The organism is Pseudomonas sp. MF6755, from assembly GCF_016405635.1.
GTDB classification, from domain to species: Bacteria; Pseudomonadota; Gammaproteobacteria; order Pseudomonadales; family Pseudomonadaceae; genus Aquipseudomonas; species Aquipseudomonas haemolytica.
Genome location: NZ_JAEKDA010000012.1, coordinates 172,339 through 199,195 on the forward strand (window position 1 = coordinate 172,339; position 26,857 = coordinate 199,195).

At 57.4% G+C, this 26,857-nt stretch carries 21 protein-coding genes, 1 tRNA gene and 1 pseudogene; 17 read left to right on the top strand and 6 right to left on the bottom strand.

Annotated elements, in window-relative coordinates; genetic code table 11:
• The first annotated feature begins 15 nt into the window (after positions 1–15).
• The 4 genes and pseudogenes from JFT66_RS17705 (at position 16) to JFT66_RS17720 (ending at position 3,823) form a co-directional block, all read left to right on the top strand.
• Positions 16–1,076: pseudogene (locus JFT66_RS17705) on the top strand (acyl-CoA dehydrogenase family protein).
• Entirely contained in the window at positions 1,073–1,876 is an 804-nt protein-coding gene (locus tag JFT66_RS17710) for an ABC transporter ATP-binding protein (protein ID WP_034119786.1), read from the top strand. The pseudogene JFT66_RS17705 and the gene JFT66_RS17710 overlap by 4 nt, the downstream one beginning before the upstream one ends.
• Positions 1,863–3,062, top strand: coding sequence for an ABC transporter substrate-binding protein (locus tag JFT66_RS17715; RefSeq protein ID WP_034119785.1), 1,200 nt, complete (start codon positions 1,863–1,865; stop codon positions 3,060–3,062). Before JFT66_RS17710 ends, JFT66_RS17715 begins: the two co-directional genes overlap by 14 nt.
• A complete protein-coding gene (locus JFT66_RS17720) occupies positions 3,059–3,823 on the top strand; it encodes an ABC transporter permease (protein ID WP_198859762.1) in 765 nt (254 codons plus the stop codon). The genes JFT66_RS17715 and JFT66_RS17720 overlap by 4 nt, the downstream gene beginning before the upstream one ends.
• Here JFT66_RS17720 and JFT66_RS17725 read toward each other — a convergent pair.
• Entirely contained in the window at positions 3,820–8,652 is a 4,833-nt protein-coding gene (locus JFT66_RS17725) for a membrane-targeted effector domain-containing toxin (protein ID WP_233097125.1), read from the bottom strand. The two genes, JFT66_RS17720 and JFT66_RS17725, sit on opposite strands and share 4 nt — an antisense overlap.
• Before the next feature lie 432 nt (positions 8,653–9,084).
• Between JFT66_RS17725 and JFT66_RS17730 the strand changes: the two genes are divergently transcribed.
• Positions 9,085–9,279, top strand: coding sequence for a hypothetical protein (locus JFT66_RS17730; protein ID WP_034119783.1), 195 nt, complete (start codon positions 9,085–9,087; stop codon positions 9,277–9,279).
• Between the two features lies 1 nt (position 9,280).
• On the opposite strand, the gene JFT66_RS17735 is transcribed toward JFT66_RS17730, so the two are convergent.
• Positions 9,281–9,658: a fe2+ zn2+ uptake regulation protein gene (locus tag JFT66_RS17735; protein WP_034119782.1), complete on the bottom strand. Its 378-nt coding sequence runs from the start codon at positions 9,656–9,658 to the stop codon at positions 9,281–9,283.
• Between the two features lie 237 nt (positions 9,659–9,895).
• Between JFT66_RS17735 and pvdQ the strand changes: the two genes are divergently transcribed.
• From pvdQ to JFT66_RS17780, 9 genes are all read left to right on the top strand, one after another.
• Positions 9,896–12,175, top strand: coding sequence for a bifunctional acylase PvdQ (pvdQ, locus tag JFT66_RS17740; protein ID WP_198859763.1), 2,280 nt, complete (start codon positions 9,896–9,898; stop codon positions 12,173–12,175).
• A 214-nt stretch (positions 12,176–12,389) separates the two neighbouring features.
• Positions 12,390–12,463 (top strand) — tRNA-Cys (locus JFT66_RS17745).
• A gap of 316 nt (positions 12,464–12,779) precedes the next feature.
• The gene (locus tag JFT66_RS17750) at positions 12,780–13,166 is read left to right on the top strand and encodes a hypothetical protein (RefSeq protein WP_198859764.1); all 387 of its coding nucleotides are present in this window, start codon (positions 12,780–12,782) and stop codon (positions 13,164–13,166) included.
• A gap of 2 nt (positions 13,167–13,168) precedes the next feature.
• Entirely contained in the window at positions 13,169–14,500 is a 1,332-nt protein-coding gene (locus JFT66_RS17755; RefSeq protein WP_198859765.1) for a nucleoside 2-deoxyribosyltransferase, read from the top strand.
• Positions 14,497–15,117 carry a 7-cyano-7-deazaguanine synthase gene (locus JFT66_RS17760; RefSeq protein WP_198859766.1) on the top strand — a complete coding sequence of 207 codons (621 nt, stop codon included), beginning with the start codon at positions 14,497–14,499 and terminating at the stop codon, positions 15,115–15,117. Before JFT66_RS17755 ends, JFT66_RS17760 begins: the two co-directional genes overlap by 4 nt.
• Positions 15,114–15,764: a hypothetical protein gene (locus tag JFT66_RS17765; RefSeq protein ID WP_198859767.1), complete on the top strand. Its 651-nt coding sequence runs from the start codon at positions 15,114–15,116 to the stop codon at positions 15,762–15,764. Before JFT66_RS17760 ends, JFT66_RS17765 begins: the two co-directional genes overlap by 4 nt.
• 28 nt (positions 15,765–15,792) lie before the next feature.
• On the top strand, positions 15,793–16,047 hold the full coding sequence (locus JFT66_RS17770) for an HNH endonuclease (protein WP_332875120.1): 255 nt from the start codon (positions 15,793–15,795) through the stop codon (positions 16,045–16,047).
• Positions 16,048–17,256: 1,209 nt separating this feature from the next.
• Positions 17,257–18,423: a hypothetical protein gene (locus JFT66_RS17775; protein ID WP_198859768.1), complete on the top strand. Its 1,167-nt coding sequence runs from the start codon at positions 17,257–17,259 to the stop codon at positions 18,421–18,423.
• Between the two features lie 942 nt (positions 18,424–19,365).
• Positions 19,366–20,178 carry a DUF4377 domain-containing protein gene (locus tag JFT66_RS17780; protein WP_198859769.1) on the top strand — a complete coding sequence of 271 codons (813 nt, stop codon included), beginning with the start codon at positions 19,366–19,368 and terminating at the stop codon, positions 20,176–20,178.
• Positions 20,179–20,391: 213 nt separating this feature from the next.
• Here JFT66_RS17780 and JFT66_RS17785 read toward each other — a convergent pair whose 3' ends face one another.
• A complete protein-coding gene (locus JFT66_RS17785; RefSeq protein WP_034119777.1) occupies positions 20,392–20,646 on the bottom strand; it encodes a Pathogenicity locus in 255 nt (84 codons plus the stop codon).
• A 51-nt stretch (positions 20,647–20,697) separates the two neighbouring features.
• The gene (locus JFT66_RS17790; RefSeq protein ID WP_034119776.1) at positions 20,698–20,952 is read right to left on the bottom strand and encodes a hypothetical protein; all 255 of its coding nucleotides are present in this window, start codon (positions 20,950–20,952) and stop codon (positions 20,698–20,700) included.
• Between the two features lie 143 nt (positions 20,953–21,095).
• Between JFT66_RS17790 and JFT66_RS17795 the strand changes: the two genes are divergently transcribed.
• The 3 genes from JFT66_RS17795 to JFT66_RS17805 all read left to right on the top strand — a co-directional run bounded on the left by JFT66_RS17795 (position 21,096) and on the right by JFT66_RS17805 (position 24,026).
• Entirely contained in the window at positions 21,096–21,701 is a 606-nt protein-coding gene (locus tag JFT66_RS17795) for a LysE family translocator (protein ID WP_198859770.1), read from the top strand.
• Positions 21,702–22,057: 356 nt separating this feature from the next.
• The gene (locus tag JFT66_RS17800; RefSeq protein WP_198859788.1) at positions 22,058–23,041 is read left to right on the top strand and encodes a GlxA family transcriptional regulator; all 984 of its coding nucleotides are present in this window, start codon (positions 22,058–22,060) and stop codon (positions 23,039–23,041) included.
• 37 nt (positions 23,042–23,078) lie between these two features.
• Entirely contained in the window at positions 23,079–24,026 is a 948-nt protein-coding gene (locus tag JFT66_RS17805) for an ADP-ribosylglycohydrolase family protein (protein ID WP_198859771.1), read from the top strand.
• Here the strand turns inward: JFT66_RS17805 and JFT66_RS17810 are convergent.
• Complete coding sequence (locus tag JFT66_RS17810; protein ID WP_198859772.1) at positions 23,997–25,244, bottom strand: NAD(P)/FAD-dependent oxidoreductase; 1,248 nt, start codon at positions 25,242–25,244, stop codon at positions 23,997–23,999. The two genes, JFT66_RS17805 and JFT66_RS17810, sit on opposite strands and share 30 nt — an antisense overlap.
• A 2-nt stretch (positions 25,245–25,246) precedes the next feature.
• Positions 25,247–26,818 carry an aldehyde dehydrogenase (NADP(+)) gene (locus tag JFT66_RS17815; protein WP_198859773.1) on the bottom strand — a complete coding sequence of 524 codons (1,572 nt, stop codon included), beginning with the start codon at positions 26,816–26,818 and terminating at the stop codon, positions 25,247–25,249.
• Positions 26,819–26,857: the final 39 nt, after the last annotated feature.

Genomic DNA, 26,857 nt, shown 5'->3' on the forward strand with positions numbered 1-26,857 from the left:
AAAGGAGAGACATGAATGCTTGACCCAATCTTGAGCCGTTGGCTCGATGTTCAAGCGCAGGCCCTGGACGTGGGCAGTTGCGATCCACAGGAAGTGCTGCCAAGGCTGGCAGAAGCCAATATTCTGAAAATCGGTGTACCCACGCAACTGGGCGGCCTGGGCGGTGATGTGGCGGGTGCGGTCGAGGCCATCGCCAATGTTGCCAGCCATTCCCTGGCGGCGGCGTTTGTGTGCTGGGGCCAGCGCTCGTTTATCGAGTACCTGTTGCAGAGCCCGAATCAGCGTCTGCGCGAACAACTGATGCCGGATCTGCTCAGTGGCAAGTTGGCCGGGGCAACCGGGCTGTCCAATGCAATGAAGTTTATATCGGGCATCGAGTCGTTGCAGATCAGCGCCGAACCCAACGACCACGGTGGACGCTCAACGGCCGCCTGCATTGGGTGACTAACCTGCGCAAGAACGGTTTTGTCGCCGCGGCGGCCATTGAGCATGCGGGCGGTGGCACGCCGTTTATCCTGGCGATCCCGGACTCGGTGGCAGGTTTGCAGCGCTCACGCGACCTGGAACTGCTCGGGCTGCAATCAAGCAACACTGCGGCGCTTGGCCTGGAAGGTGTGGAGTTGAGCCGCGACTGGTTGCTGCACGAAGATGCGCGCAAGTTCTTGCCAGCCGTGCGCCCGGCGTTTCTGGGCTTGCAATGTGGCATGTCGATTGGCTTGGCCCGGCGCTCCCTGGCCGAGGTGGCCAACCATTTGGGCGCCAGTCGTACGGTGTTGCGCGACGAGCTGGAAGCCTTGCGGGCGACGTTGGATCATCTGGTCAGCGAGCTTAAGAATGGGTTGTTGGCCGGGCGCTTTACCGCCGACCCGGTGCCCTTGTTCAAGCTGCGCATCGCCCTGGCGGAAACCGCTGCAAGCGCTGTGCAGCTTGAACTGCAAGCCAGCGGTGGCAAGGCTTACCTGACCGCCCACGGTAGCGGGTTTGCCCGGCGCTGGCGTGAATCGGCATTTGTGCCGATTGTGACGCCCAGCCTGGTGCAATTGCGTACCGAGTTGCATCGCCAGGCCAATCTATGAGCCAGGCGGTATTGACGGCCCAGGGAATTTGCCTGGGGTATGCCAGCGGCCTGGTGCTGCAAGGGTTCGACTTGCAGTTGCAGCCGGGCGAAGTGGTGTCGATCCTCGGCCCCAGCGGCGTGGGTAAATCCAGCCTGTTGCGTGTGCTTGCCGGCTTGCAGGTGCCCCAGGCGGGCGGCGTGCGGGTGTTGGGCGAGCCCTTGAGCGGCCCGCACCCACGGGTGGCGGTGGCCTTTCAGGACCCGAGTCTGTTGCCTTGGTTGAACCTGGAAAAGAACGTTGCCTTTGGCTTGGACTTCGCCCGCCAACCGCACTTGAGTGTTGAAGAGCGGCGCCGGCGTGTCGACCACGCCATTGCTGCCGTGGGCCTGGACCATGCGCGCCAGCAGTTTCCGGCGCAATTGTCCGGCGGCATGGCCCAGCGCACAGCGCTGGCCCGCTGCCTGGCGCGCCAGCCTCAAGTGCTGCTGCTCGACGAGCCGTTCGGCGCCTTGGACGAAGTCACTCGCGCCGACATGCAGCACCTGCTGCTCAAGGTCAATCGTGAGCAGGGCTCGGCGGCGGTATTGATCACCCACGACATCGACGAAGCGCTGCTGCTGTCCGACCGCATCCTGCTACTGGGTAACCGCCCGGCGCGCACCCTGGGCGAATGGCATATCGACTTGCCGCAACCGCGGGAAGAGCAGGTCGAGGCCATCGGCGCGCTGCGTATCGATATTCTGAAAACCTTACGGCAGGCGAGCCGCCCCCACCCCAACCCCTTTGAACAACAGGAGCTCAACCATGTGTCTGGATGACCTGACCCACTCGCGCCGTGACTTTCTCAAACTATCGGCGGTGCTAAGCGCTGCCGGTGCCTTGCCGCTGCTCAGCAGCCTGCAGGCTCGTGCAGCCAATGAACCGGACGCGCCGGTACGCATCGGTTACCTGCCCATCACCGACGCTACGCCCTTGCTGGTGGCTCACAACAATGGCCTGTTCGAAGCCGAAGGCATCAAGGCTGAACGCCCGGTGTTATTGCGCAGTTGGGCCCAGGTGATCGAGGCGTTTATCTCCGGCCAGGTCAATGTGATTCACCTGCTGTCGCCGATGACTGTATGGGCGCGTTACGCCAGCAAAGTGCCGGCCAAGGTCGTGGCCTGGAACCACGTCGGCGGTTCGGGCTTGACCGTATCCCCAGGTATAACCGACGTGAAGCAATTGGGCGGCAAGTCGGTGGCGATCCCGTTCTGGTACTCGATCCATAACGTGGTGGTGCAGCAACTGTTCCGTGACAACGGCCTCACTCCGGTGACGCGGGCGATCGGTAGCTCGATTGCCGCCAATGAAGTCAACCTGATCGTGTTGCCACCTTCCGACATGCCGCCAGCCTTGGCCAGCAAGCGCATCGACGGCTACATCGTCGCCGAGCCGTTCAACGCCCTGGCGGAGAACCTCAAGGTCGGCCGTGTGCAGCGCTTTACCGGCGATGTGTGGCGCAACCACGCGTGCTGCGTGGTGTTCATGCACGAACATGACCTGACCAACCGCCCGGAGTGGTCACAGAAGGTGGTGAACGCCATCGTCAAGGCCCAGGTGTGGACCCGCGACAACCGCGAAGAGGCAGTGAAGTTGCTGTCCAAGGACGGCCCGAACCGTTACACGCCACATGCAGAACCCGTACTGAGCAAAGTACTGGCCCCGGCTGCCAGCGACCGCGCAGCCTACTTGGCCGACGGCGCGATCCAGCATGCCAATTGGGACGAGCACCGCATCGACTTCCAGCCTTATCCATTCCCCAGCTACACCGAGGAACTGGTGCGGCGCTTGAAGGACACCTTGATCGAAGGCGACAAGAAGTTCCTCGCCGATCTTGATCCGGCCTTCGTCGCCAAGGACCTGGTGGATGATCGCTTCGTTCGTCACGCGATCGAAGCGGTGGGCGGCATGAAGACCTTCGGCTTGCCGGACGGTTATGAGCGGCACGAGGAGATTGGCGTTTGAACAACGGCAAAACCGCCGTATGGCCGGGCTGGTTGCTCGGTATCAGCGGCTTGGCAGGGTTGTTGGTGTTGTGGTGGCTGGGAGTGAAAGTGTTTGGCGAGGCCGACGGTTTGTCGGCGCGTTTTTCCCTGGCATCGACCTTCAGCAGCTTGTGGGAATTACTTGGGCGCAGTGAGCTGTACCTGCACATCGCTGTCAGCCTGAAGCGCATTTTTGTCGGGCTGTTTCTCGCCTTGTTAGTGGGTGTGCCACTGGGGCTGCTGGTGGGCAGTTCGCGCAACCTGGAGGCCGCGACCACGCCGGCCTTCCAGTTTCTGCGGATGATCTCGCCCCTGTCCTGGATGCCTATCGTGGTGATGCTGATGGGGGTTGGGGACCAGCCTATCTACTTCCTGCTGGCCTTCGCTGCGGTGTGGCCGATCATGCTCAACACCGCTGCCGGCGTGCGTCAGCTTGACCCGCGCTGGTTGCAGTTGAGCAAGAGCCTGAGTGCCACGCGCTGGGAGACCTTGCGCCGGGTGATCATTCCAGGTGTGGTCGGGCATGTGCTGACCGGCGTACGCCTGGCCATTGGCATCTTGTGGATCGTGCTGGTGCCGTGCGAAATGCTCGGGGTCAGTGCAGGGCTGGGCTATTACATCCTCGATACCCGGGACCGCTTGGCGTATTCGGAGCTGATGGCGATGGTGGTGTTGATCGGGCTACTGGGGTTTGCGTTGGATGCGCTGGCACGATGGCTGTACCAGCGCTGGGTGCATTAGGGCTTCATGTAGATATGCAGGTTGCCGGGAAGGTCCCCTCGCTTTAACGGTTTAGCAGGGTCGGGGATATGCCTCGTATCGATGAGCCCCATGGAGTGGGGCACATTCGCGTTATCAAAGACGCCAATGCCCAGGGTGCCGGTTAGTTCCGCCAAGCCTGTCACGCCCTCAGACGTATTCATGTGCGCATTGCCGACCAGGGCGACCCACTTTTCGGTACCGGAGTTGGCCTGGATCGTTTCGGCTGCATAGTAATTGAACTCTTTGAGGCGTATCTCGGAGTTGACTCCCGAGACGGTGCGGCTGCGTAAAAGGTCATCCTTATGTCGGGTCAGGTAGTAGTGATCGAGGGGCAAGACATGGATGCCGTTTTTTTTGAACTCATTTACAAGGTCTTGGTAGGTCGGGTTGGTCCGGGCCTTTTTTAGGTTGCCCAAATTACTGATGCCGTCATCTACCGCACCCACCCCTGGGAGATCAATCACACCCTCGAAATAGACCTTCTTGACACCTTGCGCGACGAACGTTTGCATACTGTCCATCAGCAGTTTGAAGCTGGCCATCTGTGAGTGATGCTCTCCAAACACCACGCCTTGCGATACTTGCAAGGTTTCGGTAATCAACTGTTGCGGACTGATTGGCTTAGGCACTGACGGGATAGTCGGTTGTACTGGTAAGGCTCCAGGTGTCTTTGTAGCGGTGTAATAATCTTCCATCTGCTGAGTGAAACGTGCCTTTGTCTGATCCATTCCATTGCCCGGAATAAAATGCCCCGGTATCAGTTTTCCTGCTGTTTGTTCTACATAGTCTCCGGCAGGCAGTGCTTCTTTAGTCGCGCCTACGTGGGGGAAAGGGGGGCGTGATGGGTAGGGACGAGCACGGTGAGAGGTAGGCGTGTGAGACTTGGTGGCAGCTGGCATCAGTGTATCAGTGGGGGTGAAATCAGCCGGCGCACCGTAAGGCTGCAAGCTGTCTGCATTGAATTTATACCAATGGTCGTTTTGTTTTACGGCATTCCCGATGATGGACGAGTCCCCCACTTTGATTGACCCCGTGGCTGCCGCGTCATAGTGCTTGTTGGCGAGGAGGAGAGCTTCGCGGCTTGCCGTGCCCTTGAGTGTTCGCATCCCGTTACGGAGCGCGCCGCCTCCCTCGTAGGCCACTTTTCCTGCGCCGAGTAACAGGTCACCCACACCGTCAAACGGGTTGAGTTCCTTGAGCAGCGGGGGAACCATGATCTTTGTCACCTTGAGCGCCTTGCTCAGTGCAGAACCGGCTTGGTTCAACACTTTTCCGGCCTTGGCAGCAGCGCCGATTCCGGCGGTGATAAAGCCGAAGATATCAAATGCGACATCGGTGACACCCTCGCTGTAGTTACCCTCTATGAAGTTGACGATGGCTGAACGGAAGGGAATAAGGTCGAGGAAAAAACTCCTCAAGGTCCTTGTCTGTTCGGCTCTGTGCTCGGAAGACGTCGTTCCGGCCGCCGCTTTCCTGATCGCCGGGTTATCAAGATCCAATGCCTTGACGACCGAGTCGGCGAGGTGAAGAGCGCGGCGGTTGGTGAACAGGTAAGGCTCAGACGAGGTGGAGGGCCGGGAGTTATCAAGGGGGTTTCTTTTAAAACCGTCCTTGTCTACCCATTTGATGTTGGAAAGCCCCGGAATAAAGTTTGCGAACGTCCATACGCCATCAACTGCTTTACTCTTGCTGACGTCGGGGAAAAACTCTTCTATCTGAGTGACTTCGTTATGAAATACCTCAGGCTTGGTCGAGACAGCGGTGTTTCCCAGCTTTTTGATCAGGCCTTTTTCTGTATCGAACTCATATTTACTGAGAGCGCCGTCGTTTTCGGCGGTCACCAATATCTTGGGGCTGGTATGAAATAGCGTGTTCCCCAACGTTCCAATCTTGTAGCTTTTCTCCTGGTAATAATTGAGCTTTCCATGGCTGAGGTTTTTTTGATCGTCAGGTGGGAGGTTGGTCAGCGCATTGACGATAGACAGTTTCTTGACTGTCTTATGGTAGGTGGTTGCGGTCGCAAAGGTGTCATCAAAGGTTTTTTGAATATTGGACTCCGGACGTTTGGTGAATGCGACGAACGCATCAAAGTCAACACCATGGGTCTCGTTCTTGATTGCCCATTGATCATCCATGACCACGCCTTCCATGAGAATTTCCCGCATTGAATACGGCTTACCGGGTTTGGGGGGCAGGCCTTGGGGTTTTTTGGCGAATATCTTGTCGTCCAACGCCACGTTTTCCCCGAACTCTTTCTGCAGTAACGCCTCGGCCAACTGTTCACGGTCTGGCATGGGTGTATCGAGTAACGCGCTGGCCTCCTTGAGTTTTTCTTGCTGGTGGTTGAACGCCGCCAGCGCCTCATCGATGTCGTCTTGTGTGTAAAGCCCATCGTCTTTTGCCGCGAGGATGTTTTTGGTCACGGCCCAATCGAGCACTACCGCGGCTTGCGCAGGCGTTGAGGCGGCGGGCAGATCGGCGGCGGTGATCATCACTTCGGCAAAGGTCATGCTGGCCACCCGGCCCGGCGATTGGGCCTCAATCGCAGCGGCCGCGATACAAAGATTCGCCCACGCCACACTGCCGTAGACCACACTGTCGGGGATGTCTTTGACCAGCAAGTGCGGCGCTGCTCGCATGAGTAACAGGTGCGCGCCCGCCTTGGCCAATGCAGGTGACGCCCGCTGGGTGTCGATCAAGCGCTGGGTAAGGCCCTCCAATACCGCTGAGAGGGGTTTGCCCCAGTGTTTTTTGTCCGCCAGGTCGTAGCCGGCCACCCAGTTTCGACGAGGCGCCGTGAGGGCCTCCGGATCCAGCGCCAGATTGATGGCCGCCAGTGCGTAGTCATTGACGCTGGTTGGTGTGGAAATGCCATTGAAGTGGGTTTGCATCGCCAACCCCAACGCCTGCCCGTCAGTCGAGCTGACCAAGGCCTCCAGCACCTTGACCGGATCTTCAAGTAGCGTGGCCGAAAGCGACTGGCGACGGTTCAAATAGTCCAGCACACCCAGTGCCGGACTCTCTTGCGGTGCGTCTGGGTGTTGGGTCGCATGCTCAATCGCCGCGTCACGCAGGGACTGCTGCTCGCTCAGGCTCAAGGGGATCGGCCAGGACAAGCCACCGCCGAAATTACCGAATGGGTGTTGTTGTGCTCGCGCCGCTGCCGTTTGGGCCAGCGCCAGCAGCTCGCTCCGCGTGTTGGGCAGAGGCAAGCCATTTTCACGGACGAAGGCTTCCAGGCTGACGGACTTTCCAGGGGCCAGGACGTATGGCTGGTAGTGGGTCGAGCCTGGGGCTACATTCATCGGCACGTTTTTCAAGACCGCCGACACGTCCCGCGTGGCGGCATTTTCCGCCAGGCTTTGGCCCGCCTGGTTAAGCTGTTGCGCCAGGTACTGCCAGTTTTTGCGGTCCTCCAACTGTTGGTCGAGTAGCTGGCGGCCGTCCAGAGCGCTCAATCGATCCAGCAACCGCTCAGTGCGGGCCCACAAAGCGTTGGCACCGTCGAAATGCGCCCCCAGGTCAGACGCCTGCTCCAGGGCCCCCTGCACCTGCGGTTGCCGCCAGGGGTCAACATTCATTTCGCTGCTTTGGGGCTCGTACAGCACTTGCAGTTCGGTGTTTACCTGTTGGCGTTGGTGTTCGAGCAATTGCGGTACGCCTGCCGCAATGACGTCGCCGGTTAGCGGGGTGAGGTTTTGGCTAAGCTCATTTTTCCAGCCAGGCTTGAGGCTCTGCTGGGTGGCCAGCGGCAGGCTTTGCAGCAACTGCTGCGCGGCGTCGGGGTAGTCGCTGATGCGCTGACGCAACGTTTGCAGCGCTTTGGCCGGGCTGTCGAACACCTCGTAGCCATCGCGGGGGGTATACAGCACCGTAAGGCCTCGCTGGTCGCCGGGCGTTAAGGTCCTGTCCGTGGACGGGCTATCGAAAGGACGCGTGGTCGACGAACCATCGCTGCTGGTGAGCAGAAAAGCCCCTGCCAAAAGGCTGCCGTCGGGCCTTGGCGTATCGAGCTTGAGCGGGTAGACCCCAGGCCGCTCTCCATCCTTCATCGCGCTCTCACGCGCTGCCAGGTTGGGGTGTTGAAACGCCTGGTCGATCAACGTCTTGGCGGCGGGTGTCAACGTACCGTCTTGCACCTGCAAAGCGGCCAGGGTGGATAACATCTCCCGATGAATAGCCAGCAACTCGGTTTGTGGTGACTCAGGGTTGGCTTCGCCGAGACGTGGTTCTGTCCAGAACCGGGCAAGGCTCAATGGCAGTGCTTTTTCAAGGGCCTGGGCCATCGAAATCAACGTGCCGCGGGCGTTCAACTGCTGGTCGCTGTCGGCGGGCGCGGTGCCTATGTAGAAGCCCGATTCGGTACCCTCGGCAGAGGCGTCAGCAGCGGAGGAGGCCTTGAGCTTGAGCAATGTGTCGAAGAGGGCCTGTGTGATGGTTTGCACCGAGAGCAGCCTGCGCTGGCCATGTTCATCAGTGTCATAGCGATGAACATAGAGTGTCGCTGGGTCTACGGGAGGCGCAGTGCCAAACGCTTGGGCGAGTTGCTGTTCAATGACGTCGTTGAGCTTTGGCTGTCGGCTTATCAACTCCTGGATTTGCTGATTGAGCGCCTGGAACTGATTGAGCAATAGACGTTGGTCGGTGATTTGCAAGCCGCGGATCAGGTCTGACCGATCCGCGCTGAGCGGCGCAATCCCCTCTACTTCGGGCAATGTTGAAGTTTGCAGCAGGGGCGTGACGCGGGCGGGGGGAGATTGGTCGGTGACGTCCCGGCGTGGGCGGTGGCTAGCGATACCTGTAAGCACGTGAGTGATCTCGGATATATTGGCCCGACTTCCTAGCTAGTTAGTGACAGTTCGCGTGGCGACTCTTCCTTAATGGGCTTCGTTTAGGTGAGATCAGTCCGTCGGACGGTTCCGGATGGGGGAGCGGAATTTTTGTGACTAAAGACGAACAGGTTGGCGTAGCCACGTGAGCTATTTGGCAGGCTGAGGCAGGTGGTTACGACGCACTGGTTGGGATAAAGGCGGGAGGGTGTTGTCGGGGCAAAGCGTCGCGCTTTGCGCTCTGGAAAGCGAGACGCTGTCTGATCAGTAAATCTGGCGCAGAACGAGCCAAAGCTTTTCATCGCCTGTAACATGTGGCCCTGGCGATCCCAGTCCACCCCCGTTAACGGGTATGTGCCTGGCATGTTCAGCGATACAAAGTGGATACATTTTCAGCTTCAGGAACCCGTCATGACCCAAAAGCAACGCTTGAAATACTCGATTCTGATTTCCCTGGTAGTGCTGGGGGCGATGTTTGGTCTTTCCTATCTGCAGAACACCGGGGTTATCAGCGAAAAAACCTTCCAGTACCTGGCCATTGCGATTGCCGTGGTAGTGGTGGTGATCAACGGCATCATGCGCCGCAAGGTCAAGCCCAACTTCTGAGTCAGGCGCGACCTTCGAGCACTTTGGCAGCCTCTGCATGGAGGCTGTAGCTCTTATCGGCATTGAGGGTGATCACGCCCTCGCTGCACAGACGCTTGAGCACCTCACGCACACTGAGAAACGACAACGGGATGCCCAGCTCCAGCAAATGGCTGTGCACGCCCCGCACCCCCAGGGTGCGCTGGTTGTCGGCAGCGGTGAGGAGGGCGTCGATGACCTTCAGCCGAATCAGGCTGGTGCGCAAACCGAAACACTTGAGCAAATGGCGAATACGCTGGTTGCCCTGTTCGGGTACTTTGCCGAACGCTCGTGCGCCGTCGCCAAAGTCGGCATCGGCGTTCGGTGAATGTCCATCCGTGGGCACTTGCGGGTTATACATGCAAAAACTCCTTTTCAGAGCCTGATCAAGAAAAAGATGGCGCTCTTAGGTACTAAGACGAACGAGTGACGCAAATCATGAAACGATGGGTGTAGAAAATTTGTCGGTATCAAATTTGTCACTCATCAATCGCCACGGTTAAACACCTCTCCCGGCTAAATTACTCTTCGCTGTTTGCGTTATTACGGTGGGGTAACTATCCCTCGTGAGGGTGTTCAATTTGACTGTGGAGTCGGCGTGATTATTTCCAACGGGTTGTCCAGGGTAGGCGTAGCAGGGCTGTTGCTGGGGTTGAGCCTGGCCGTATCGGCACGGGAACAAGTGACACAGGCGTCGGCGGATATCCGGCGTACCAGTTATGGCGTGCCGCATATTCGCGCCAACGACGAGCGTGGCCTGGGGGTCGGTATCGGTTACGCCTATGCCCAGGACAACTTGTGCCTGCTGGCCAATGAAGTGGTCACGGTCAATGGCGAGCGCGCCAGGTTTTTCGGTCCCGAACAAGCCACCCTGGAAGAGCGCAACAACCTCGCCAGCGATGTGTTCTTCACCTGGCTCAATACACCGTCCGCGGTGGATGCTTTCTGGAAGGCGCAAAGCCCGCAGATGCAGCAGCGCATCCAGGGCTATGTGGCCGGCTACAACCGTTATCTCAAGGAGCAGGGCGCGCCTGCACAGTGTCAGGCAGCCTGGGTGCGACCCTTGGTGGTTGAAGACCTTGTGAAGTTGACCCGCAGGCTGTTGGTGGAAGGAGGCGTCGGCCAGTTCGCCGAAGCCTTGGTGGGCGCGACTCCGCCTCAGGCCACCGCCGGTGTGCAACCGAGCGCCAAGGCATTTGAGCTGGCCGCGGCCAACCAGCAACGCTTCACCCTGGACCGAGGCAGCAATGCCGTCGCCGTGGGCCGTGACCGTTCGTTCAATGGCCGCGGCATGTTGCTGGCCAACCCGCACTTTCCCTGGGTAGGCGGCATGCGTTTTTACGAGATGCACCTGACCATCCCGGGCCAGTTGGATGTGATGGGCGCCGCGTTGCCCGGCCTGCCGGTGGTGAATATCGGCTTCAACCAGCACTTGGCGTGGACCCATACGGTGGACACGTCCAAGCATTTCACCCTGTACCGCCTGACCCTCGACCCCAAGGATTCCACCCGCTACATGCTCGATGGCAAATCCATCCCCTTGGACAAGAAGGCCGTGACGGTACAGGTCAAGCAAGCCGATGGCAGTCTCAAGGGCGTGACCCATAACGTCTACAGTTCGCAGTTCGGCCCCGTGGTGCAATGGCCCGGCAAGCTCGACTGGGACAGCCATTACGCCTTCAGCCTGCGCGATGCCAACCTGGGCAACGACCGGGTACTGCAGCAGTGGTATGCGATGAACCGCGCCGGCAGCCTCAAGGAACTGCAAACCTCGGTGCACACCCTGCAAGGCATTCCATGGGTCAACACCCTGGCCGCCGATGACCAGGGCCAAAGCCTGTACATGAACCTGTCAGTGGTGCCCAACGTCAGCGCCGCCAAGCTCGCCCAGTGCAGCGACCCACGGGCCGGGCTGCAAATGATCATGCTCGACGGCGCCCACAGTGCCTGCGCCTGGGACATCGACCCGCGTGCGGCCCAGGCCGGCATCTTCCCGGCCGATCAGTTGCCCCAGCTGCAACGCACCGACTACGTGCAGCACTCCAACGACTCCGCCTGGATGGCCAACCCCAAAGCGCCGCTGACAGGCTTCTCGCCGGTGATCAGCCAGGACAACATCAGCCTTGGCCCACGTGCGCGCTTCGCTATCCAGCGCTTGCAGTCCCTGGACAAACACCCCATCGGCGTCGCAGACCTGCAAAACATGGTCATGGGCAACGAGGTGTACCTGGCGAGCCAAGTCATGCCCGACCTGCTGACGTTCTGCGCCAAACACCTGGGCGCCGATGCCACAGCACTACGGCCGCTGTGCAGCAGCCTGAAAAACTGGGACCAGCGCGCCAACCTCGACAGCGGCGTGGGCCTGGTGCACTTCATCAACCTGATGCAGCACCTGCAGCAAGTCCCCGACGCCTGGCGCGTCGCCTTCGACCCAGCCCACCCGCTCACCACCCCAACCGGCCTCGCCATCGACCGCGCTCCCGTCGCCAAGGCCCTGCGCGAAGCCATGCTGGCCTCCAGCGCAGACGTCGACAAACTCGGTCTGAGCCGCTGGGGTGACATCCAAGTCTCCGGCCAAACCCCCATCCACGGCGGCCCACAAGAACTGGGCATCTACAACGCCATGCAAACCGTCCCCCGCGCCGACGGCAAACGCGAAGTGGTCAGCGGCACCAGCTACCTGCAAATCGTCACCTTCGACGACAAAGGCCCCAACGCCATAGGCGTACTGGCGTTCTCCGAATCCAGCAACCCTGCGTCCAACTACTCAAAGGACCAGACCCAAGCCTTCTCCGAGAAAAACCTGCGCCCATTGCCGTTCACTGACGCCCAGATCAAGGCTGATCCGCAGTACCAAATCCAGACAGTGAAGGAGTAGGGCAGACCCGCAACCCCTTGATGCCAAGGCAGAATATTTTTTGAAATCAAGGGGTTGCAGGTATAGGCAAATAAGTACATAATGGCGCCCATCGAACGCAACGAAGCTTTAAAAACTTCATTGTTTTCAATGAGTTAGAGTAGAGGCAAGCTTCACATGGCCCACTCAAGTTTGTATGCGGTGAATGTCAGCGACAAGGGCATTGATCGTTTGAGGCCGAGTAGCAAAATGGTTATGCAGCGGATTGCAAATCCGCCTACGCCGGTTCGATTCCGACCTCGGCCTCCACTCTTAAAAACCCCGTAGATTAACGTCTACGGGGTTTTTTATTGGCTGGGATTTGGTCATCGCTTGCGCAGTTTTTCGGATCGCTTCCGCAACCAGCCCCTTTTGCGAGCTAATGGAGGCCTTGGGTGGCACGAATCATAATGCGATTCTTAGCGTCTGCAGGCTCCTGCATCGTGCCAACCTTCTACGGCGGTTTTCTGCATACCAGAAGGTTTCATCTCAGTTCGTTAATTTCCGATGGCTGGATTGCATTAACCCATGGAAGAGGATACAAACGCGTTCTACTGAGGCAAATCGCTATCACAAGGAGGGTGTTATGGGGAGCTCTGGATCTGGGCGTTTTTCGGATTATCCTGGTACGAAAGCTAAAGAAGTAGCAGGTGACGGAGCAGGAGTTGCCGGCGGTACAAGCGGAGTTGATAGGTGCAGCCAGGCCTTTAACGTACTCTTGGAAGATGTTGGAAACGGGCAGTATTACTCGCAGTACCGTATTGTCCCATCTCCGAATACTCAGTTGACGATTATCTTCGACGGGCAGCGCGTATTTGCGGTTGACGCAAATGGTTTGAAGGTTGGTGCACTTCCTACGGCATATAATTATCTTGTCGCATGCATGCAAGACGGTGTTAATTACTTAGGTGTGGTCACTTCGTCCGCGGCATCACCCGTACCTACCGTCGAAGCTGACTTCGTGCCGCAATAATTATGAGCACTATAGAAAGAGTCTTGGTGGTTGGGGAGCTTGTTGTCGATTACACGCTGGGCCAGCACGGTTCAATGTGTAAGCTTCGCTTGGGTGGAGTAGCGCACGCTGCAAGAGGGCTTTGGGCAGCAGGGGTTGAATACTCCGTTGCTGTTTTTTGTCCGCAATATCTCGTCGACGAAGCAGCGGACTACCTAGCGCGGCTCGAATGCTATGAATTTATTTGGCTCGGGGATGTGGTCGGTGCTCCCAATGTCATTGTCATTGGAGATGTGACGGAGGTTGCGCATCAAGGTTATGAGGACCTTATGCGTGAGACGAAGAGCTTGAAGCTCCGCGATCCTTTACCCTCTTTAAAAGCTTACCAAAAGGTTGTTGTCTTTCCGGGCAAGTTCAGCATTGAAGCGCTTGCTCAAGCATTCTCCAACGATGCACGGTTCTCGTTCGATGTTGCCTATGACCTTGAGGACCTATCGTCGCTCGAAGCGTTTCGAGGCCGGTTGCAAGCAATCATTATTTCGACGTCATCGTCTCTGTTCATGAATTTAGGGCATGAAGACATTGGTGGATTGCTTGCTGCCGTGCGAAAACTTTCACCAGAAGTGTTCTTGCTTAAAGAGAATCGTGGTGGGAGCCGGCTTTTCGATTTGCGTAACGGAACCGTTCTACAGATCCCAGCAACGTTGGGTCGCACTATTAATTCCGTGGGCGTAGGGGATGTTTACTCAAGTGTTATGGTCGCCAACTCACAGAAAGGGTGGGTCGAGGCGGCGTGGCGTGGGTGTCAGGCTGCGACAATCTACTCTCAGTCTACGTTCCCAGACGATATCAAGCGGGAAGTACAGCGTGGGTTTAAGCTGCCTTTAAATACGCTGCAAGGTCTTGGTGGGACGTCGCTTCCGTGGCACGACCGGCAGAAATACTCTATCTATCTCGCAGGCCCGGACTTTTCTTACGTCGACAAGCGAGAGCTTGATCGGGCGGTGGATAGCCTCACGTACCACAATTTTAGAGTACGACGACCAATAGTAGAGAACGGTGAGTTAGAGAGGCCGGCCACAGAAAGCGGCCTGCGTCGAGCCTATTTTTTGGACTGTCAGCTACTTAGGGACTGCGACGTGGTGTTTGCGATTCCTCTCGATCGTGACCCCGGTACCCTCGTAGAGATTGGGATGGCTATTGAAATGGGCAAAAAGATAGTCACCTATGATCCTCGGCGCGAGAATGAAAACACGATGGTCATGGTTGGTAGCTCTATATACTCCGCCGACCTCGACACATGTCTCAATGGAACCTTCAATGTAATTGCTGAATTAGGGCGCGAAAAGTCATGAAAAAGGCCCTACTACTGGCATCAGGTGGTTTGGACTCCACCACCGTGGGATATCAGCTCGTCGCCCAAGGCGTTGAAGTGGTACCAATTTTTTTCGATTACGGGCAGCATTGCGCCGACGTTGAATGGGAACGAGTGAATGAGGTCCTTCCATCCGAAATGGTGAGACCTGAGCGCTTTGATATCTCGGATATTTTCCGGGGGTCGCAGTCTCGCCTTATCCGAGAGGCTGATCTCTGGATAGAAGAAGTGAAGGACGACGACCTGTACATCCCGTATCGGACGATGCTCTTCTTTGCCGCTGCTGCAGCGCGCGCGCAGACCGTCGGGATTTTGGATGTCTATACTGGCTTCATTAACAGCAACCACGCTAAAGAAATCGACTGTACTGCTGCGTTTATGAATAGCCTTGATGGGCTCACCTCGACAATCGGCTCTGTCCGTTTCCATTCACCCTTCCGATACTCCTCCAAAGGCGATGTGGCTATGGCTGCAGCTGCGCTAGGCGTACCGATTGGTAGGACTTACTCCTGTCAGGCGTCGGCCCATTTTCCATGCGGCGCTTGCCCGAACTGTGTTGAGCGCTTGAACGCGCTGAAAGAGGCTAAATTGGTATGAGAAACTCCCTCGTCGATGTTCTCCTGGTTGCACGTCGTATTGCTAACCGCGCCAAGGAGGAGGGCGCGCTCTTTGATGAGAAGCATCCGCGTGCCACTTGTGAGCATCTTGGGGCGGTGCTGGCAGACTCTATACTTCAGGCGGGCCTCAATTACACGACGGTCGTGCGGCCTCGTGTCCTTGCAATTCTGCAGTCGCATCCGGATCTGGACACAATCTCTTCGTTGGTCTTGTTGGTTCAAGCTAGCAATGTCGGTGCTTTTTTGAATTGGCGCCATTTTGAAAAAGTGGGCCGATTTGAAGCGCTTGTACTTTTCTTGCAGGGTAGGGGAATCGAAGACGCGCAAGATCTACGTACAGCTTTGGCTTCTGTCGAGTTCTGCGATGCAATTCAAACAGTGAATGGCATCGGGCCGAAAACGGTTGACTATATGGCGTGCCTGGTTGGTATCGACTCTATTGCTGTTGATCGTCACGTTCGTGCCTTCGCACGATCGGTTGGTGTTGAAAATGACGATTACCATTTTCTCCGTAAGTCGTTTTGCTGTGCTGCCGATCTCCTATCTCTTCCTCGTCGCGAGTTCGATGCCTGGCTTTGGCGTCGCGCGACCGTACCTGCTCAGGTGCAGCTGAGCTTGGCTGTCTAAGCACGCATTGGTGATGTCCAATTGAATAGTGGGTAACTGGGTAGCAGAGCATTCTAAGCGTAGATCCAAGGGGAGATGTGATTTGTGCCAGGAAGCTTCGCCGTTCAACAGAAAGGACGGGACGCCATATCTCGAGACACACCATATCGAGTGGCTTGTACATGGTGGAGCGGACACCGTGGAAAACACGGTTGCTCTCTGCCCCAACTGCCATAGAAAAATGCATGTGCTTGACGACCTGGCTGACAAAAAGCTGTTGGTCGCACGGCTAACCGCCCACTAACTGAAGGAGCTGTGTGTGGACGAGGAAATCAGTTGTGAGCATGAAGGGACAACGTACACGGGCACCTATTCAGTTCACGGAGATGAGCTGATCGTTTATCTACCAGATGGTAGCCAGCGGACTACAACTCTGCGTGGCCTTGATCCTGAAATAGCAGCGTTAACTCATCTGCGTGGGTTTGTACTACATTCGCGAAACGTAGGCGCGGCTGGTAATTGACAGTCAGCGTCTTTATTCCTAGATGTAAAGACCAACGGGCTAGGTTGTCAGACGTGACTGCTCTCGGCCAGTTTCGGTCGTTCGACATTTTCGCCTAGATCATTGAACGGCCTGGGCAGGTTCCAACGTTCTTCGTTATATTCTCCCATCACATGAAAAACTCAGGAGTCAGTTTGTCAGTGAGTAGCCATATACTAGCTGAATATCCGCCCCTCCTTAGCTATATTCTCGACGGCAAAACGTTCGGCCCAATCCTGAAGGGGCCGAATGTCGATAGGCATAGAGAAGAGTGGCGCAGACTCATGAGAGAGCTGATCGCGTGTGCTCCCAAGGATACGGCGATTGCTAATTGCTTTCATACTCAATGGCATGTCTCTCACCATTACATACGGATCCTTATCGATGACGATGAGTTGTTGATGAACATGCTCTGGGTGTGGTTACCTCGTTATGAGGGGCCCGACCTACTACTCTATCGTGGAGAAAATATTGATCGACTGGAACGTGGAGTTATTGGGACGGCATGGAGCAATCGAGAAAACACAGCCCTAATGTTCGTTAGCGGATTAAACGCTATAGGTAAAGGCGGGGTGATCATAGACACCACTGCCCCAGCGGAAGCGATAATTGCTGGACCGTCAGTTCATAGCAGACGGTTGAATGAGCACGAGTACACCGTCGACAGACGTAGATTGGGCAATATCAGTAATCAATGCTACTTTCCTCCGAGCCATTGATGGTGGACGTAGACCGCATCTAATCATGAAGAGTGGGTTGGTGTGCCGCTCTCCACAGGCCGATCAGTACTGCCGCTATCGGTTAATTCCGACGGTTCCACTGGGGATACGATCGATTCCGATCACGCGTGAGCCCCTGTGATGTGTGGTTTGATACAGTCGGAACACGCAACCTGTAGAGGTATTCTTTTGGCAACATCGAATGTGCAAAAAACTGCACTGGCCAGCCAATCACAATAGGTACCCAGAGAACATGCTCTTCGCCGACTACCAGCGTACCGACTCAAGCATTAAAGCAAGTCGAGAGAGCGATTTCGCTTTTTTAGATCGTTCCGCTATGCCAGAAATTGAACGAGTCCGCCAATTTTTAGAAGCCCTCGTGAAAGATTATCCAGAGGAGGAACACGCTGAATTAGTCGCTAGGATTCAAAGTGGAAATGACACACACTTCAAATCATCGATATTTGAGCTTGCGCTTCACGCATTTCTTGTCCGCCTTGGATATTCCCTGCGTCCACATCCCCAACTTCCGAACGGATCGAAAGCACGCCCAGATTTTCACGTTATGTCGCCATGCGGCGAAGATTTTTATCTAGAAGCCGTTCTCGCTTCTGTCGATGACGATTCGGATCCAGGCGCAGAGGCAAGGATTGGATTAACCCTTGATGCCTTGAGTTTTGCAAGTCACGCTAACTTTATGGTTGCTGTTGAATACGAAGGGGTTCCGCACACTCAGCCAAGCGGTAAGAAATTGCTCGCCGCCACGTTGAAGTGGCTAGATTCGCTTGATCCTGATGAAATTCGAACCGAAATCGAATGCAACGGATTGGATTCTGTACCTCCTCTTAACTGGGAGCATGAAGAGTGGCAGGTAGTTCTTCGTGCGATCCCACTGAAGCCTGAGAGGCGAGGATGCGCGCGTACTTTAATTGGAGTGCTTGATGGTGGCGTCGGGCCCATCGATCAGTGGAGCCCAATTCGAAACGCTATTAAGTTCAAGGGATCAAAGTACGGGATTTTAGACAAACCTCTCTTGATAGCTGTGAACTTCGGCTCGTTTCACCTCGACAGAATGGATGAGATGCAAGCACTTTTCGGTCAGGAGCAATATTTGATAGCTGTTCAGAATCCGGAGGCGGAGCCCAGATTTGACCGCGCTCCCAATGGCGCTTGGCTTGGTAAATCCGGCCCTCAGGCGAGGCGCGTTAGTGGTGCATGGATTTTTAACGATCTCACGGCATACACGCTCGCTTCACGGCGCCATACGATTTACTTTAATCCTTGGGCCGCAAATTCGCTTCCTGAAGCACTTAAATTAATGCCGCATGCTCTTGTTAAAGGAGAGGAAATGCAATGGTATCCCGGTTCTTCACTGAGCGAAGTATTAGAGTTGCCTTTAGACTGGCCAGAAAATTTATAGCTGTGGGGGCAAGTATAAACGTTTGTTGGTTTTTGGAGGGGACTAAGTGAAGTAAATTGCTACTTTGTAAAACTACTACCAGCAGTGAAGTGTTGCGACCTACTGCTAGCTGATCTTCAGCAAACTAACATGTGTAAATCGGGATCAGGCCATTTTCATGTTAGGCTTGGTCCGACCCTCCCTTGTTTTAAATATAAAAAACAATCAATGTGGTTTTGTATTCATGGATGCTGAGTCATCCTCAATCTAGCAGACACGTCCGAATGCCCTCTTTTGGCCGAGGCGGTGTAAAAACTCAAACCCCGTTCTGACGTGTGCGTAGCTGCATAAAATCTGCCCGCATTTGGTTAGCCGGCTGACCTGAAATTTGAGTAGGAGCGCGGTTTTCGTTCCGGTTCGCAGCGATATATGTACTTAAAAACGTTTTTACACAGCCTCCGTCGAAAGCGGCCCGCCGATAATCCTGTAAGACACTCTTCGGGGCTCCGTAATAGGGTTTATCCAATCTGATTTGTGCCAAACCGGAGGCGAAAATCAGTTCCGCTATTCAACTCCACCTAGCTTACGGGCTTTTGAGGCTAACGACGGTGCGGAACTGAATCGTAATCAACCATTTGTTAAATAAGAAAAAACTGTGGATTACAAATCCGCCTACGCCGGTTCGATTCCGACCTCGGCCTCCACTCTTAAAAACCCCGTAGATTAACGTCTACGGGGTTTTTTATTATCTGGGATTTGGCAACCCTACCAGCGCTCTTATTCAGGGAAACTGAACGAAGCAAATGATGTCCGATTGCTATCGGTCAACGACGACTTCGCTCGAGCGGGCATTGGGTCTACGCTCAGTCAATGCCTCAGCGACCTCAACGTGCCGGATTCGCCGCGCGTTTATCCTGCCTGCGCAGGACAACGCCCGTACTCATCAAGCTGAAAGAGTGAACCATGAAACAGAAAATTCTTCTCGTGGCCGTTTGTGCTGCACTGATCCAAGGCTGTGCCGCCCCTTCCAAGAGCCATGAAGAATCACCTTCCATGCCCATGACTACCTCGACGGCTGCAGCCCAGCCAGCATTATCCGCTTACTACTGGAACCTGGTCTCGGCAACTGATGCTTCGGGCAAATCTCTCGTCGCTCTGGATAAAGGCATCGAGCGCAAGTTGCGCGTTTCATTCGGTGACCAGAACCTGAATATCAGCGGTGGCTGCAATCGCCAGTTCGGCGGCTATCACTATCAGGCAGGGGTTCTGAAGGTGCAGCCACTGGCCTCTACGCTTATGGCCTGCGACAAGAGCCTGATGGACCTTGACGCTCAGGTAGGTCGACTGTTCAAGGGTGATCTGCGCGCCGTCATCACCGGCGATAACGCGGAGCCGATGCTGCAACTGACGACAGCGGATGGCTCGGTGCTCAAGCTACAGGGCGAGGCCACCCCAGAGACGCGCTACGGTAGCAAGGGTGAGGTCAAGTTCCTAGAAGTGGCAGCCAAGACCGTCAAGTGCAGTCATCCTTTGATCCCTGGCTATCAGTGTCTGCAAGTGCGTGAGCGCCGCTATGACGACGCGGGCCTGCAACTTGCGACCCAGGACACATGGCATCCGCTGTATCAGTCTATCGAAGGTTTCGAACACCATGACGGCGTACGTACTGTGCTGCGGGTCAAGGAATATGAATGGAAGAATCCGCCAGCAGACGCCCCTTCGAAGGTCTATGTGTTAGATATGGTGGTCGAGCAGGACACTTCTGGGACTAAGTAACGAGACCCGAAGCAGGCCGGTAGCCACGGGTCGATTCTGACCTTGGCCTCCACTCTTGGAAAACCCGTGGATTTGCGTCTACGGGTTTTTCAGTGCCTGCGATTTATCAAACGCTGCGCAATGTGCCGTGAGGCTCTTTGCGCTTTCAAGTACGCCAAATCATCGCACTACGCAGCTGGGGCTAACGTTTCAGTCCCATGCATGCATCGTGTGCTACGGGAGAAATTTGTTTTCGCTCGAATTTTTCGCCAGCTCTACCGCCGCTGTAATCGCCGCCCGCGCCTGAGGGCTGTTCTTCCAGCACGTAGATCCCAATGCCGCGGAGGCTTGCGCCAGAATATCCCCGACCTCCGCTTTTGCGAGTTCGTCCATCGACTCAATACCCATCTGCTCCAACCGAGTAATGACAGTAGGGCCCACACCCTTGAGCGCGAGCAATGTTGTTCTTTCTTCCAATGAAAATGGCACGCTTAAATTCCTTTTTTGAGTTTATGAAAGTGCACTCGACCTGGCGAGCGTTCACACGGCCTCTGAGCGGATGATACGTTGCTCCTTCACTTCCCCCGCGTACCGGCCAATCTTTTCCTGCTGCGCCGTCAGCAGTTCGCACATTTTCATCAGCGCCACCGCTTCACTGGGTGTTCTACCGCAGGCGGCCAGCGCCGTCAGTTCAACCACTGACCAGCCGATAACCGCCGCGGCATCTTCCAGGTCGTAAAACAGTTCTTGCTGGGCGGTTCTGGGGCCGTCGAGCCCTTGGATCAACTCTTCCATCTGCTTCTGCGCCTGTTGTTGCTGTAGGTATCAGTCGTTTTGCCGCAAAGTGTATTCCTCGATTCACCCCTATCTGTACGGGGTGGCTCGCTCCATTACCCATTAATGTCGCAAGCATGCCACCAATGCTCGGATGCCGCGCCATGTTCATGTCTACCAGCTTGTTATCAGCCTTTGTGCTGTTCGCTTTTGTATCTTCGATCACCCCCGGCCCCAACAACACCATGTTGCTGGCGTCAGGTGTGAACTTCGGCTTTCGCCGCTCGATGCCCCATGCGCTGGGGATCAGCATAGGCTTCATGCTGCTGGTGATTTGCGTGGGGTTGGGCTTGGGCGAGGTGTTCAAGGTGTTCCCGTGGGCCTACACGCTGTTGCGTTATGTTGGCGCCGCATACTTGCTGTATCTGGCGTGGAAGATCGCCAATGCGGGTGGCATGTCCGACAGCCAGGATGATCAGGGCAAACCGATGACGTTCCTTGGCGCGGCGGCGTTCCAGTGGGTCAACCCCAAGGCGTGGATCATGGCGCTGGGGGCGATCACCACCTACACGCCGGCCGAGGGTTATGTCACCAATGTGCTGGTGATCGCCCTGGTGTTCGCCGTGGTGAACCTGCCGAGTGTGTGCGTATGGGTTGGCTGCGGCAGCGGCCTGCGCAATGTGCTGCGCGAGCCGCGCTGGTTGCGGGTGTTCAATTGGTCCATGGCTGGGCTGTTGGTGTTGTCGCTGTACCCGATGCTGTTTGTCTAGACCGGCGAGATAGTTGCTAGCAAGCCGATACCGATGGTCAGCACCAAAAAGCCGAACAGGAAAATTGCCATCTTGGTCATAAGGCCTCCGAAGGGAAGGGGGCGACAGAAATGTCGGGATGGGGCCTATTGTCCGCCTCGCACAGTTTTCAATACAGGCGCAGATGGCAAAGAAAAAACCGTATCAGATTGCCCGGCAGCGCCTGGGCCGCGGCTTTTCAAGCGAACAGGTTTTATCAAGATCAGCCCTGTGCGTCGCCTGAGACAGCCAGGGTGTTTGCCCCTAAGATAGCGCCCACTGCATCAACAATAAGAGTGGGCCAACCTTCGATGGAAAGACGCCAGTTCAGCGGTGGCATGCAAGGCAAGAACCTGCGCTACCTCAATGACCCCTCCCAGCAATCATCGTCGGTCACCCGCGTCGGTTTCCTGCTGCTTGAACACTTCTCCCTGCCTGCCTTCACCCAGACCCTCGACACCCTCGTGACCGCCAACCTGCTACGCCCCGAGCTGTTCGCCTCGCGCACTTTTGGCTGGGGTGAAGGCGAAGTCATCAGCGACCTTGGCCTGGTCATCCGCCCCGATGCCAGCCTTGAATTGGCGGCCGTGCAGGACTTGGACCTGCTGGTCATCTGCGGTGGTTTTCGTACAGAACTCAAGGCCAGCGACCCGTTCATCCAACTGTTGCGCAGTGCGGCCGAGACGGGTATCAGCCTGGCGGGTTTATGGAACGGTTCGTGGTTTCTCGGCCGTGCCGGCCTGTTGCAGGGCTACCGTTGCGCCATCCACCCCGAACACCGTCCGGCGCTGGCGGAAGTGTCAAAAGCGGCCCAGGTTACCAGCGAGCCCTATGTGATCGACCGCGACCGCCTCACCGCGTCGAGCCCCTCCGGTGCCTTCCATATGGCCCTGGACTGGATCAAGAGCCTGCATGGCAAAGCATTGGTCGAAGGCATCGAAGACATCCTGGCGTTCGAAGAGTCGCGCTACCGACGCATCAAACCGACCGAAAACGTCTGTGTCAGCGCACCGCTGCGCGAAGTGGTGAAGTTGATGGACGCCAACCTTGAAGAGCCCCTCGAACTCGACCAGCTCGCCGTCTACGCCGGCCGCTCCCGCCGCCAGTTGGAACGTCTGTTCAAAGAACAACTGGGCACCACGCCGCAGCGCTACTACATGGAACTGCGGGTGACCGAAGCACGGCGCCTGTTGCAGCACACCGAGTTATCCCAGGTGGACGTGCTGGTGGCGTGCGGGTTTGTCTCGCCGAGCCATTTCAGCAAGTGCTACAGCGCGTATTTCGGATATCGCCCCTCCAAGGAGAAGCGGTTGGTCAAGTAGCATGGGCGCAGTTGCAGGGTTTTCTCAAGGAGTGACAATGACCATCACGCTTTTAGATCGTTATCGCGGCAGCTTGCTTGGGCTGGCCTGTGGCGACGCCGTAGGCACCACGGTTGAATTCATGCCTCGTGGCAGCTTTTCCCCCGTCACGGATATGCTCGGAGGTGGGCCGTTCAATCTCAAGCCCGGCCAATGGACTGACGACACATCCATGGCACTGTGTCTGGCCGAGAGCTTGTTGCACAAGGGTGGCTTTGACGCGACAGACCAGATGGGGCGTTATCTGAACTGGTGGAAATGGGGCTACTTGAGCTCCACCGGAGAGTGTTTTGATATTGGCATGACGGTTCGCGAAGCGCTGGGGGCATTCCAGCAAAGTGGCGAGGCTTTTGCGGGTTCAACGGATCCGTATTCCGCCGGCAATGGTTCGATGATGCGTCTTGCGCCTGTGGTGTTGTTCTACTTTCCTGATTTGGAGAACATCCGCCTATTTGCCGCGCAAAGCTCACGCACTACCCATGCGGCCCAGGAGGCAGTCGAGTGTTGCCTGCTGCTGGCCGAGGCCATCAGCAACGCCCTGGGGGGTGTTTCGAAGGAGCAAGTGCTGAGATTCTCAAATACCTCACTGTCTGCCCCTAAGGTAGCGGCTCTCGCCCGCGGCGACTACCGCGGTAAGACGCACGCTGAAATTGTTGGTTCAGGTTATGCGGTGGCATCGTTGGAGGCTGCATTCTGGTGCTTCGACAACAGCGCCAGCTTTGCCGAAGCGGTTCTCGCCGCAGCAAACCTTGGGGATGACGCCGACACCACCGCCGCAATCGTGGGGCAACTAGCGGGTGCGTATTATGGCGTCCACGCTATCCCTATCGGTTGGTTGGGCCGGTTGTGGATGCGCGATGAAATCCAAGAGGCTGCTGATGCGTTATACAGCGCCTCGCTCCTACATGGGCAAGCTTCAGAACCGATCCAGCCCATAGGGCTTTAACTCAGGCACTGACTCTCCCGCCGCCAACTGCCCAACCCTTTCGGCTGTCACCGCCGCCTGTGTCAGCCCTAAATGCTGATGACCAAACGCAAGCAGCACCTTGCCCTCGCACACCCGGTCAATGATCGGCAACGAGTCGGGCAGGGAGGGCCGAAAGCCCATCCAGGGCGTTGCGTCGCGGTCGTTCAGTTCATGGCGAAACAGGCCTTTGCTCAACCGGTGCAGTTGCCAGGCCCGTTGCATATTCGCCGGGCGGTTGAGGCCTGCGAATTCGACCGTTCCCGCCAGGCGCAAGCCACCGGTCATGGGCGTCATGATGAACTTGCGTTCCAGCGAGGTGACGGCGAAGGGCAGGCGCTGGTGCTCGTGGGGCAGCATCAGGTGGTAGCCACGCTCGGTGTCCAGGGGCACCTGTTTGCCGGTCAGGGCGGCGGTGAGTCTGGCCGAGTGGGCGCCACAGGCGATCAGTACTTGGCGCGCTGTCCATGCGCCTTGATCGGTCATCAGCGAAACGCCGCGGTTTTCCAGACGCCCATCCAAAACCCGTTGCTGGTGGAATTGCACACCCTCGGCCTTGGCCGCGTTCACCAGCGCGCCGACCACGGTGTAGGGGTCGAGAAAGTGCCCGGTACTTGGGAAAAACAAACCACCTTGAATCGCGTCGCTCAATTGCGGCGCTGCCGTGCGCACCGCATTGCCGCTCCAGAATTCCACAGCGACGCCTTGCTGCCTCATGCGTTGCTGCAATGCATCCAGGGCGACGCGGGATTCGGCGCGCTCGAACACCAACAGCGAACCGTCTTCACGCAGCAGTTGCGCTTGCCCAATGGAGTGCAGCAAACGTTGCCACGCACCCAGGCTACTTTCATTCAATGCGCGAAGGCCAGCCACACTGCGCTGGTAGCTCGCCGGCCGCAGGTTCAGCAGCAGGCGGATAAACCAGGGCAGGGCGCGGGGCAGGTAGGTCCAGTCCAGGCGTAGCGGGCCCATGGGGTCCATGAGCATGGCCGGCAAACGCTTGAGGATCGACACGTCCGCAATGGGAAACACCTGCTCCGTCGCCAGGTGACCGGCGTTGCCGTAGGAGGCGCCCATGCCCGGCGCCTGCGCGTCGATCACCCGCACTTGCCGGCCTTGGCGCGCCAGCTGCAAGGCACAGGCGACGCCGATAATGCCGGCGCCGACCACCACGATGTCTGCTTGATAGGGTTGGGCCATGGCTACGCCTCTCTCTGGCCGTCGAGCAGGCGCCGCAACAGCAGCGGGTTACTGTGCTGGAGCGCGTGGGGCAGCAAGGCGTCCGGGAAGTCCTGGTAGCACACCGGGCGCAGGAACCGCAGGATCGCCGCCGTGCCCACCGAGGTGCTGCGCGCATCCGACGTCGCCGGGAACGGCCCGCCGTGCACCATCGCGTCGCAAACTTCCACGCCGGTCGGCCAGCCGTTGACCAGCAGGCGCCCAGCCTTGCGCTCCAGCACCGGCAACAGCGCCCGGGCCTGTGGCAGGTCGTGCTCATCCACATGCAAGGTGGCGGTGAGTTGACCTTCCAGGTGTTCGGATACCAGGCGCACTTGTTCGACATCGCGGCATTCCACCACCAGCGAGGCTGCGCCGAAGACCTCGGCTTGCAGGTGTTCGTTGCTCAGGAACGCCTGGGCCTGGGTCACGAACAGGTGGGCCTGGCCCTGGTTCGGACCGCTGGCCGCCAGGCCCTTGGCGGCGACCTGAGCGTGCTGGGCCAGTGCATTCACGCCGGTTTCGTAGGCGCTGAAGATGCCCGGGGTGAGCATGGTCTGGGCCGCGCAACGGGGAAGCAAATCACTGGCGACATTGATAAAACGGTCCAGGGCGCTACCTTTCACGGCGATTACCAGCCCAGGGTTGGTGCAGAACTGGCCAGCGCCTTGAGTCAACGACGCGACGAATCCCTCGGCCAATGTTTGCGCCCGTGCTTCAAGCGCGGCAGGAAACAGGTACACCGGGTTGATCGAGCTCATTTCCGCGTACACCGGGATCGGCTCCGGGCGTGCCTGGGCGGCCTGGCACAGTGCTACACCACCACTGCGCGAACCGGTAAAGCCTACGGCCTTGATCCGCGGGTCGGCCACCAGAGCGATGCCTACCTGGTTACCCGAGCCGTAAAGCAGTGAAAACACGCCCTCGGGCAAGTCACACTGTTTTACCGCTTGCGCAATGGCGCGGCCCACCAGCTCGCTGGTGCCAGGGTGAGCGCTGTGAGCTTTTACGACCACCGGGCAACCGGCCGCCAGTGCCGAGGCGGTATCGCCGCCCGCCACGGAGAAGGCCAGGGGAAAGTTGCTGGCGCCAAACACTGCCACCGGGCCCAGGGCGATATGGCGCTGGCGCAGGTCGGCACGGGGCAGGGGTTGGCGTTGGGGTTGTGCAGTATCGACCCGCACGTCGAGCCATTCACCCAGGCGCACAGTGCGGGCAAAGGTGCGTAGTTGGCCGCACGTGCGGCCGCGTTCGCCTTGAATGCGTGCGCTGGGCAGGCCGGTTTCGGCGCAGGCGCGTTCGACCAGCTCATCGCCCAGGGCTTCGATGTTGTCGGCGATGGTTTCAAGAAACCTGGCGCGATCTGCCAGGGTGGTTTCGCGGTAAGTGTCGAGCGCGGCCCACGCCAGTGCACAGGCCTGCTCGACCTGTTCGCCATCGCCGCCGGCGTAGGCGGGTTCCAGTGGCGTGTCGGTGGCGGGGTTGATGGCCCGGATCGCATCGCGATGGCCGGAAAGGGATTGCTGACCGATCAGCATCTTGCCCGTCAGAGTCATGGGGTCATCCTGGAAATTAGGGGGGGTGTAGGAGCGAGC